Origin of the sequence: Bartonella sp. AA2SXKL, assembly GCF_042197205.1 — a bacterium.
In the GTDB taxonomy this organism is placed as follows: domain Bacteria; phylum Pseudomonadota; class Alphaproteobacteria; order Rhizobiales; family Rhizobiaceae; genus Bartonella.
In genome coordinates this window covers 1-8,372 of sequence record NZ_JBHIRN010000024.1, presented here as the reverse complement: position 1 = coordinate 8,372, position 8,372 = coordinate 1, and the positions used below count along the sequence as shown (strand labels likewise).

The 8,372-nt window shown below is 36.6% G+C and carries 15 protein-coding genes and 1 pseudogene; 13 read left to right on the top strand and 3 right to left on the bottom strand.

Annotated elements, in window-relative coordinates; all coding sequences use genetic code 11:
• The first annotated feature begins 168 nt into the window (after nt 1–168).
• From ACFINS_RS09105 to ACFINS_RS09095, 3 genes are all read left to right on the top strand, one after another.
• Nucleotides 169–510: a hypothetical protein gene (locus ACFINS_RS09105; protein WP_375706114.1), complete on the top strand. Its 342-nt coding sequence runs from the start codon at nt 169–171 to the stop codon at nt 508–510.
• Nucleotides 511–874: 364 nt separating this feature from the next.
• Nucleotides 875–1,222, top strand: a complete 348-nt coding sequence (locus tag ACFINS_RS09100) for a hypothetical protein (RefSeq protein ID WP_375612041.1) — start codon at nt 875–877, stop codon at nt 1,220–1,222.
• The gene (locus ACFINS_RS09095; RefSeq protein ID WP_375706113.1) at nt 1,209–1,724 is read left to right on the top strand and encodes a hypothetical protein; all 516 of its coding nucleotides are present in this window, start codon (nt 1,209–1,211) and stop codon (nt 1,722–1,724) included. The genes ACFINS_RS09100 and ACFINS_RS09095 overlap by 14 nt, the downstream gene beginning before the upstream one ends.
• Before the next feature lie 148 nt (nt 1,725–1,872).
• On the opposite strand, the gene ACFINS_RS09090 is transcribed toward ACFINS_RS09095, so the two are convergent.
• Nucleotides 1,873–2,166, bottom strand: coding sequence for a HigA family addiction module antitoxin (locus ACFINS_RS09090; RefSeq protein ID WP_004856691.1), 294 nt, complete (start codon nt 2,164–2,166; stop codon nt 1,873–1,875).
• A 16-nt stretch (nt 2,167–2,182) separates the two neighbouring features.
• Nucleotides 2,183–2,464: a type II toxin-antitoxin system RelE/ParE family toxin gene (locus ACFINS_RS09085; RefSeq protein WP_252619286.1), complete on the bottom strand. Its 282-nt coding sequence runs from the start codon at nt 2,462–2,464 to the stop codon at nt 2,183–2,185.
• Between the two features lie 188 nt (nt 2,465–2,652).
• On the opposite strand from ACFINS_RS09085, the gene ssb reads away from it, so the two are divergent.
• The 7 genes and pseudogenes from ssb to ACFINS_RS09050 all read left to right on the top strand — a co-directional run.
• On the top strand, nt 2,653–3,105 hold the full coding sequence (gene ssb / locus ACFINS_RS09080) for a single-stranded DNA-binding protein (RefSeq protein ID WP_375612040.1): 453 nt from the start codon (nt 2,653–2,655) through the stop codon (nt 3,103–3,105).
• Between the two features lie 10 nt (nt 3,106–3,115).
• The gene (locus ACFINS_RS09075) at nt 3,116–3,664 is read left to right on the top strand and encodes a hypothetical protein (protein WP_375612039.1); all 549 of its coding nucleotides are present in this window, start codon (nt 3,116–3,118) and stop codon (nt 3,662–3,664) included.
• 95 nt (nt 3,665–3,759) lie between these two features.
• Entirely contained in the window at nt 3,760–4,017 is a 258-nt protein-coding gene (locus ACFINS_RS09070) for an AbrB/MazE/SpoVT family DNA-binding domain-containing protein (RefSeq protein ID WP_375612038.1), read from the top strand.
• Nucleotides 4,017–4,349 carry a type II toxin-antitoxin system PemK/MazF family toxin gene (locus ACFINS_RS09065; protein ID WP_375612037.1) on the top strand — a complete coding sequence of 111 codons (333 nt, stop codon included), beginning with the start codon at nt 4,017–4,019 and terminating at the stop codon, nt 4,347–4,349. Before ACFINS_RS09070 ends, ACFINS_RS09065 begins: the two co-directional genes overlap by 1 nt.
• 387 nt (nt 4,350–4,736) lie before the next feature.
• Nucleotides 4,737–5,057 (top strand): hypothetical protein, encoded by a 321-nt coding sequence (locus ACFINS_RS09060; RefSeq protein ID WP_375612036.1) that lies wholly within the window; start codon nt 4,737–4,739, stop codon nt 5,055–5,057.
• Nucleotides 5,058–5,060: 3 nt separating this feature from the next.
• Nucleotides 5,061–5,642 (top strand): hypothetical protein, encoded by a 582-nt coding sequence (locus ACFINS_RS09055; protein WP_375706112.1) that lies wholly within the window; start codon nt 5,061–5,063, stop codon nt 5,640–5,642.
• Between the two features lie 583 nt (nt 5,643–6,225).
• Nucleotides 6,226–6,678 (top strand): annotated as a pseudogene (locus ACFINS_RS09050) (Rha family transcriptional regulator); the annotation flags it as partial.
• A gap of 15 nt (nt 6,679–6,693) precedes the next feature.
• Here ACFINS_RS09050 and ACFINS_RS09045 read toward each other — a convergent pair.
• The gene (locus ACFINS_RS09045) at nt 6,694–6,918 is read right to left on the bottom strand and encodes an Arc family DNA-binding protein (protein WP_375612370.1); all 225 of its coding nucleotides are present in this window, start codon (nt 6,916–6,918) and stop codon (nt 6,694–6,696) included.
• Nucleotides 6,919–6,993: 75 nt separating this feature from the next.
• On the opposite strand from ACFINS_RS09045, the gene ACFINS_RS09040 reads away from it, so the two are divergent.
• Genes ACFINS_RS09040 through ACFINS_RS09030 form a run of 3 tightly spaced genes read left to right on the top strand, consistent with a single transcriptional unit; the run spans nt 6,994 to nt 8,226 of the window.
• Nucleotides 6,994–7,197 (top strand): Arc family DNA-binding protein, encoded by a 204-nt coding sequence (locus ACFINS_RS09040; protein WP_004859798.1) that lies wholly within the window; start codon nt 6,994–6,996, stop codon nt 7,195–7,197.
• Nucleotides 7,190–7,951, top strand: coding sequence for a phage antirepressor KilAC domain-containing protein (locus tag ACFINS_RS09035; protein ID WP_375651420.1), 762 nt, complete (start codon nt 7,190–7,192; stop codon nt 7,949–7,951). The genes ACFINS_RS09040 and ACFINS_RS09035 overlap by 8 nt, the downstream gene beginning before the upstream one ends.
• Nucleotides 7,948–8,226: a hypothetical protein gene (locus tag ACFINS_RS09030; RefSeq protein WP_375612368.1), complete on the top strand. Its 279-nt coding sequence runs from the start codon at nt 7,948–7,950 to the stop codon at nt 8,224–8,226. The genes ACFINS_RS09035 and ACFINS_RS09030 overlap by 4 nt, the downstream gene beginning before the upstream one ends.
• The last annotated feature ends 146 nt before the right edge of the window (nt 8,227–8,372 follow it).

Here is an 8,372-nt window from a genome sequence, read left to right as displayed (position 1 = left end):
ACAATTGGGTTACAAGCCCTATCGGAACGCTAGCAAAGAAAAAAGCAAGATTAGAACAGGAAAAACGGTTAGGTGGTTATCATGGAAAATTCACTCAGAAAACTTTCACAGAACAGCTTGCAGAAGCCTTCAACGAACTCAGAGATCATCTCTCATCTGGAGAAGATTATGGAAATGATCAGTCCGGGGTATCCATTGACGCTGAAGGCTGGGAATACATTGACGAAACAGGAGGAAGCGCAAACCTTAGATGCTTGCAATCGTCTACAAGCGTTGCTCTCTGTGAAAGCTTCAGTTAAACAAATTGAACAAGCTTCTTTCCTACTCTCAAGCATGAGAGTCCCTGCGAATACAGACGCTAAAGCCGTCGTTTTATCCTATGGCATGATGCTGGACCGCATTTCGTCATATGCTCTGAAAAAGGGCGTTGAAGATATCGTAACTGGTCAAGCAATTGGGATATCAAAAACATTTATGCCAACTTGTGGAGAGCTTTTAACTTATTGCTAGGCACTAGAAAATACCTTTTTTCAAAAGCCAAAAGTGTACGTAGAGCAATTGAAAACACACGTGAGAAAGCACTCAAAGAAAAAACAGCGAAAGAGCATTTTAGACCACTAACGCTTGTTCACAAGCAAGAGCTTGAAAAGGTTTTAAATGGGATTGGGGGAACAATGAAAAACATTGCAAGTTAGCAAAATAGTGAAAAGTGCTGATCATTTTACGATTAGACATGCATTTAAATCGACAAAAATGTACCGTAAAAAGCGATTTAAAGATTTTACGATGGGGGAACCATATCCGCAATATAAAACGCTCTGTACGGTCAAATTTTAGGTAAATAGACCAATTGGTAAAATTATGGACTAAAAACATGAAAATATTAAAACACCTGTTCTTAAAAAACCGTCAACAGCCAATGCAAAAAGAGTTTGTTGCAACAGCTGTTGGTTATGTTCCTTGGGGGGATGGAGCAGAGGAGTATTTTTACAACCTCTACGAATATGAAGACGGTACAAGAGAGTGTGAAAAGTTTGATGGCGGACAGTATTATACCACACCAGAAAATGCGGATTTTAGTACCAAAGCGCAGGTGAAAGCATGGGTTTACGGTGGTGCTATTCCGAAAAGCATTCTCAATTACGAACCTCTTATAGATGAGATCAACAGAGAGATCAAAAAATTATCGAAAACCGCAGGAAATAAATATGTTCACAGATAAACAGCTAAGAGCCTTGTTTGGCATTATAACTTTTATATTTTTATGTTTTTTAGGAATTAAAAAAAATCCCTACTTTATTCAAAGTATTTTGACATTCGCATCTGTTTCTTTGGTAATAGTCACAGCGGTTTTTGCAATTTTATGCAATTCTCATATTCCTTTTGAGTTGCAGAACAATCCAAAATACAAACGCGGCAATACAACAGGTTGGAAGACATTAACACGTGATTTACAACAGTATATGCACAGACTTTTAAAGCTAATAAGTTTAGCGCTTATCGTTTTAATTTTTCCAAATAGTTATAAAGAAACTGTTTCTTTACCTTTCATTTCTAAGTATGTGGAGTACAAGCTTTCTTTTCCATTGGATACCGTACTTTGGTACTCAGATATTGCTCTTTGGTATTCTTTTTTAGTCTGTGTATTTTTCCTTATGTTACGTACACGCAGTTTAATAAATATATCTATTTACACACTACAGTGCTCCGTTAAAAAGCTATAGTAAAATTTCCGATTTTATAAAACTGTTCAGATTACGTTGTCTCTTCTCAACGTTCGATAAAATCAACAAGAGCATAAAAAACTATCGTGGGCTGCTTGATTTTAAAGAACATGACCTCTAGGTGTGAAGAAAGATGGACTAAGTATTTTTAAAGATGCCCTACTTGCTCTAGAGGTGAAATATGTGGGATTGGGCTGTTATGCCGAGCTTGCCACAAATCATGCTTTTGTTGCAATTTAAGCCAGAATTCCGCATCATTTAAACCCGCTTTTTCTAACCGTAAAGCTAAGTTAATACTAATCGCCGCATGGCAGTTTAAGACGCGGGATAAAGTTAAACGTGCAACGCCAAGACGATTTGCAGCTTCTGTTACTGTTAACCCTAATTCATCAAGCAATTCTTCTTTCAAAATGCCGCCAGGGTGTGGAGGATTGTACATCATAATAACACCTCAAAACTCAATGGTAATCTTGATAATCAACCAGTTCAACGTCTGTCCCAATGAAACGAAAGGTAACACGCCAATTTCCATTGACACGCATTGACCAGTAACCTTTTAAATCGCCCGTAAGCGCATGTAGACGATACGATTTAAGAGTAACTTGTTCAGGCGCGGATATTGTATCTAAAATTACTAAAATGTTTGCTAATTTTTTAGCATGCGCGGGTTGTATGCCTTTGCAGACTCCTCTTTCAAAGAATAATTTCAACCCTTTATGCTTAAAACTAACGATTGCCATATATACCCTCTTGATACTTGATACTATACACCATGCATTTATGTCAATTGATTATTTATCAAAGAGCATATTAAACATAATTTTATATGTTAATAATTAATAATATATCATTGAAATAATTGAAAAAATAATAAAATTACGCTAAGATTTTTTACATATTTAAATACAAATTTAAGGTAAGAAAAAACATGCTAAACAAAGTGACATTAATCGGACGCCTTGGTGCTAATCCCGAAAGCAAAACAATGAATTCTGGAGCAGAAATAGTCAATTTTAGTATAGCGACTTCTGAGAGCTATACAGATAAAAAAACCAATCAAAAAGTAGAGAAAACAGAATGGCATTCAGTTGTGATTTTTAATCCACATTTAGCAAAAATTGCACTTCAGTATCTAAACAAAGGTTCAAAAGTTTACGTAGAAGGAAAATTACAAACGCGCAAATGGCAAAATAAAAATGGGCATGACCGTTACACAACAGAGATTGTTTTACCACAATTCAAAGGCGAGTTGTATTTGCTTGATGCGAAGAAAGAGCAATCAGCATCCCCTACCCCTTCACCCATTACTTCTCAAAATTATGCTATCGCTTCAGGTGCTCAAGATTATAGAACAGCTCTTAACAATAGCGTCCCATTCTGATTGAAAAAATATGGCTAAAAGAAAAAAACATGCAAAACGTGGTCGTCCTCGAATTAAAGGATGTATCAGAGAACCAAATGGTCGTATCTCACGGACAAAAATGCCTCATGATCCCATTGATAAGTTGGCAATAGAAATACGGGCCAAACGTTTTGGCTTGACCATAGAAGAAGCAAAAAATCCGCTTTCTGCTACTTATATCGGACGGCTTTATCTGCAAGGTGTGATTAATCAAGATCAGTATGATGCTGCACAAAAATATCTTGAAGTGAGAAATGATTATCTCTGTGCAAAAACATTGCCTAGTGCAATTTATGATAAAATGCCCTCATCTTCTAATGAAGAAGCTAGAAAAAAATGGGTTGAATTTGCAACAAAACAATTTTTGAATATGCAAGAGGTAATAAAAGAAACACAACACCTTTACAGACAGCATAATTTTTATGCTGCGCTACAGTATCTTGTTAGTGAAGATCAAGAATTACCGTACCTTGTACCTTCATTGCGAATAGTCCTTAACGCTCTCCAGAAATATTTTAACCAAAAAAATAAATGCTAAATGTTTTACTAGTATATTTATAAAAGCATCAGAAGCTCTTGAAATAGCTTTTAAAATGTTATATTTTTATATAATATTTTAGAGAGGTTGTTTTTATGCATACAACGAAATTACGTAAAGTTGGAGGGTCAGTGATGCTTTCTATACCACCTTCACTGCTTGATGTCCTTCATCTTACTGAAAATGCGCAAGTTGGTTTGACTATTGATAATGGACAATTAGTTGTGAAACCACAAACATTTCCTAATTATACTCTTGATGAATTGTTAGCCCAATGTAATCCGTCAGATGATTTTGTAGATGAGGATATAGAATGGTTTGATGCTAAACCTGTTGGTAAAGAGCTGTTGTGATGAAGCGAGGCGAAATTTGGCTAGTATCTCTTGATCCATCTTCGGGTTATGAACAAAAAGGAACGCGTCCTGTATTAATTGTATCACCGGAAGCGTTTAATCGTGTAACGAAAACACCTATTGTCTTGCCTATTACAAGCGGAGGAAATTTTGCTAGAACAGCAGGCTTTGCTGTCTCATTAATGGGAGTGGGATTACATACAACGGGCATAATACGTTGTGACCAACCACGTGCTCTTGATATTGGAGTGCGTCAGGGAAAGAAAATGGAAGCAGTTCCCCCCATGATTATGAACGAAGTCCTTGCTAAGCTAGCAACATTTCTTACGTAGTTGGTTCAAATCTTTATCTCGTGCCGTAAAACATCGTTCTTTGAAACGAGGCAAAAAGCCAAGTAAAAGATTCATTTAAATGGGATTATTATTGCATCTCTTGTTTATCTGAATACTAAGTCTAGATTTTTAGAAACAAAAAATGTACAAAATATAGATTTTTTCTCTTGACAATGTGTAAAAATTTTTATTTAATGGCTGTGCTGTCTCTAGGTGTGTTGTGTCTAAAATTCAAAAATATCTCCTAAAGTTTGGTAAAATCTTAAGCTTTCAAAAAGGATTAAGTTGCTGTTTTTATTGTTAAAACAGACTAATCTATTTTGCACATATCAAAAGCCATTCAGTAACCAATGATGTCATTAATTCATTGCCTCAAAAGGAGCGAAGATGAAAGCAATCATCACCAAGCCAATGTGTGTTGTTGGCGATAATAAAAGCACTGTTCGTTTTGAAACTTCAACTCCCAATAATCCATTTGTGGAGATTTCTAATCAAGTCTACGCACGTCTCAAGCGTGCAAATGCTGCTAAACCTTTTGTTGATGTTAAAACAAAGATAAAGCCTGACAAGGGAGTTGAACAAATTAAGCAGATAGAACAAGAAGCCGTACAAACATCAACTGAATCAGCAGCTGAGGAAATTCCACTCGAACAACCCAAAACACCTAAAGCTTCCAAGCCATCAACACCTACCCCCAAAAAGGCTTAGAAGTTGAAGTTAATCATCCACCAAAAATGGTATCTTCAACAGGCAAAAGATACCTTCACAAGCCTTCAAGCCCCTCGCCTTAATTGGGCTCTGCGTAATGCTCTAAACACTACAGCAAAACAAGTTGAACGCTTCACTGAAAAGCAAGTTGCAGACATCTCATCAGCCCAAATAAAGCGTATAAGAAGAGGTGTTTATATTAAAGAAAAGGCGACAGCAAGGTTTCTTGAGACAGATATCATTGGTTTTGTAACACCAATACTTCTTAAATTTTTTAAAGTAAACGAAACAAAACGCGGCGTAACTTACACACTGTTTGGAAAGAAAGAAATCTTACCCCATGGTTTTATCAAGGGAGGCAGTTTTCCAAAGCGTGTTGAATTAAAAAAGCTGAATGGTAATGTATTTCAAAGAGCGGATGGAGATCAATTCCCCATTGCAAAACAAGAAGGACCTTCAATTGCTAAAGTGATGTCCAAGCCAGAGATTGCAAGTGCTATTGCACAATATGCCAATGAAAGATTAACCAAAAACATACAGAGACAACTTTCTCGTCAAGAATACGCTGCTAATAAGAAAGGCTAGATCATGTTCTCAAGCTTTATCTATATATTCCATATCCTTATGAGTTTAGGCATTACATATTCTTATTGCAATTTTAAAAACAGATTATCACTTATGCTTTGTTTTTTTCATAAAAAAATCAATAAAATCAATTCAAAAGGTACTTCCCAGCGGGTTGGCTTCGTTGCGGGGCAGGCGAGCGCGAACTATCGCTAGCGACAGAATTTTCAAATTGACTGTACATTGTACACTTAACTCATTGATAAATAATGATTTCAGTGTGTGTACTGTACAGTACGCGATTATTTTTAGATAAAAATTATTTTTATTCTTGACATTGTTGCGTTTATATATATTTTCGAATCAGGTGCCTGAAAACACCTTAAAACATCTAGCGGATTGATTGCCGAAATAATCGATCTTCTGTGCATTGCAAAGGCTTTGACTCATTATATGCGACAAGTGTATAATGACCTCATCGGGTGTAGTTACGCTATACAATACCCTTATGGGGAAAGCGTAACGACGGACTAGATGCCGTGTTTTCAGCACCCGATACCTTTTAAAGGTATCAATGAAAACCTCTAACATCTAGGAGTTCATAATGAACACTCTTATAAAAATTACAGAAAGTGTTGCTAATAGTGCTACCACTCAGACTATGTCGAGTCGTGAAATTGCGGGGGTATGTAGTAAGAAGCATAAAAATGTTATGCGAGACATTAAACAAATATTTAGCGAGCTCAAATTTGAACCGGCTAAGTTTTTAAGCAGTTATATTGATGAACAAGGAAAAACACGCCCTTGTTATAATTTACCCAAACGTGAATGTTTAATTCTTGTTTCTGGTTACAGCACTGCTTTACGAGCCAAAATCATTGACCGCTGGCAAGAATTAGAAAAACAGGTAGCCACACCACAAGTTGACTACTCTAAACCGGAGGCATTACTTGGTGTTTTGAATCACTTACAAAGTCAAATAGAGCAGAAAGATCATGTTATTGCAGAATTAGCACCAAAAGCAGAAGCGCTTGAAGGCTTAAAGCGTTCTGAGGGGGCTATGTGTGGCATCTTATTGTTTTTTATTCACGAGTAGTTGTTCAAGGAGCTTTTTGAGATCTTCTGAATTCATTGCCAGTAGGTGATTTAATGTAACGGTAGTGCGGACAGAATCTTCTAAACGAGCAAGAATTTCACCCGTAAGGCTACGATGATTTGCCTCAGCAAGCTCTTCCAATTGATTTTTCAGTTCAATTGGAATGAGAAATTTAAATTGCACACGATCTTTTTTTGTCATGCACCTAAAATATACCTAAAATACACTTGACACAAGGTACCTTTATGGTACTAAATATGTGCATATGGAGGTAAAATGAAAACGATCCAATATAAAATAAATATGCCACATACATTAAAGGAGTGGTTGTTTAATCGGGCGACTGAGAATGATCGCTCTCTTTCATCTGAAATAATTAACATTCTCAAAAAAGAAAAAGCGCTAGAGCATAAGTCCGCAAAAACTCTCTCTAACGCTTTACATCTAACTAACCTGAAAGAGGTCAATTACAATGAATAATAGCACATACTTACCTATCAATAAAGACAAATTAATCAAATTACGAGAAGTCGAAAACGAGCCTCGTGTTCGCGATGTGGATTTAGCAGAAAAATTAGGGTTTGTTCGTACACGTGACGTTAGAAAATTAATTACAAGAAATATGCAAGAAATAGAACGGTTTGGGAGGTGCGCCACTGTGGCGCACGTAATAAAGGGCAATAACGTAACAGAATATTGGCTTAACGAAGAGCAGGCGTTATTGATTGCGACATTATCGAATACAGAAAAATCTTCTCAAGTCCGTTATATGCTTATTAAATTATTTGTTGCATGGCGTAGGGGCGAGATAAAGCAATCCTATGTTCAATCGATTGACTACTCCAGTCCAGCAGTAATGCTTGGTGTCTTAACGCATTTAAAAGATGAAAACGAGCGGAAAGACAATATCATTGCTAAATTAGCTCCAAAAGCAGAGGCTTTGGAAGGTTTAAAACGCTCTGATGGTTTATTCGGTCTTATTGAAGCAGCAAAGATGTTGGAAGTACGACCAAAGGATTTAACTGATTACTTACGTAAACATGATTGGGTGTATCGGCGTGCTCCAGGGGCGCCACTGTTACCTTATCAGGACAAGATCAAGAAAGGATTTATGGATTGTCCTGCTATTACCATTCAAAGACCTGATGGTACAGAAAAAGTGCTCCCTTCAACAAAAATTACATCCAGAGGATTGGCATGTTTGAGAGAACAAATCCATGGAGGTGTACAATGAACACCAGTGTCGACTTCTTATGCGATTTGTGGATAGCGTTGTTTCAATTTTCTAATAATGAAAATATTAACGACAAAGAATGTACTGCTTTGGTTGACATCATGAGTCTGGTAGAAAAGGTTTTGATTTTAAAACTTCAAGATGAAGTACCAAATATACTTAAAATCTTGACAGTTCTAACAGATTTTGGAGATTCAGAACTACCGCATAGCATGGATTCTTTGTTGCGAGCCTATGTTCCTACTTTAGAGAACCCGATTGCAAAAGTAGCTTAGACCTACAACATAATTTTATCTCCTCGTCTTTTAGGCGGGAAGGTGGTTAAGAAGGCAATAAAATTAAGATGCACTATACCAAGTTGATCGTCCACCACCATGACGTATCAAAAGACCTTTTTCAACTAATGATGTAAAAGTTACTT

Bases quoted from the DNA above. Each gene is read 5' to 3' on its own strand.
- ACFINS_RS09070 (WP_375612038.1), top strand. From the start codon at position 3,760: ATGCATACAACGAAATTACGTAAAGTTGGAGGGTCAGTGATGCTTTCT.
- ACFINS_RS09090 (WP_004856691.1), bottom strand. From the start codon at position 2,166: ATGATGTACAATCCTCCACACCCTGGCGGCATTTTGAAAGAAGAATTG.
- ACFINS_RS09045 (WP_375612370.1), bottom strand. From the start codon at position 6,918: ATGACAAAAAAAGATCGTGTGCAATTTAAATTTCTCATTCCAATTGAA.
- ACFINS_RS09100 (WP_375612041.1), top strand. From the start codon at position 875: ATGAAAATATTAAAACACCTGTTCTTAAAAAACCGTCAACAGCCAATG.
- ACFINS_RS09095 (WP_375706113.1), top strand. From the start codon at position 1,209: ATGTTCACAGATAAACAGCTAAGAGCCTTGTTTGGCATTATAACTTTT.
- ACFINS_RS09085 (WP_252619286.1), bottom strand. From the start codon at position 2,464: ATGGCAATCGTTAGTTTTAAGCATAAAGGGTTGAAATTATTCTTTGAA.
- ACFINS_RS09060 (WP_375612036.1), top strand. From the start codon at position 4,737: ATGAAAGCAATCATCACCAAGCCAATGTGTGTTGTTGGCGATAATAAA.
- ACFINS_RS09030 (WP_375612368.1), top strand. From the start codon at position 7,948: ATGAACACCAGTGTCGACTTCTTATGCGATTTGTGGATAGCGTTGTTT.
- ACFINS_RS09075 (WP_375612039.1), top strand. From the start codon at position 3,116: ATGGCTAAAAGAAAAAAACATGCAAAACGTGGTCGTCCTCGAATTAAA.
- ACFINS_RS09065 (WP_375612037.1), top strand. From the start codon at position 4,017: ATGAAGCGAGGCGAAATTTGGCTAGTATCTCTTGATCCATCTTCGGGT.
- ACFINS_RS09035 (WP_375651420.1), top strand. From the start codon at position 7,190: ATGAATAATAGCACATACTTACCTATCAATAAAGACAAATTAATCAAA.
- ACFINS_RS09040 (WP_004859798.1), top strand. From the start codon at position 6,994: ATGAAAACGATCCAATATAAAATAAATATGCCACATACATTAAAGGAG.
- ACFINS_RS09105 (WP_375706114.1), top strand. From the start codon at position 169: ATGGAAATGATCAGTCCGGGGTATCCATTGACGCTGAAGGCTGGGAAT.
- ssb (WP_375612040.1), top strand. From the start codon at position 2,653: ATGCTAAACAAAGTGACATTAATCGGACGCCTTGGTGCTAATCCCGAA.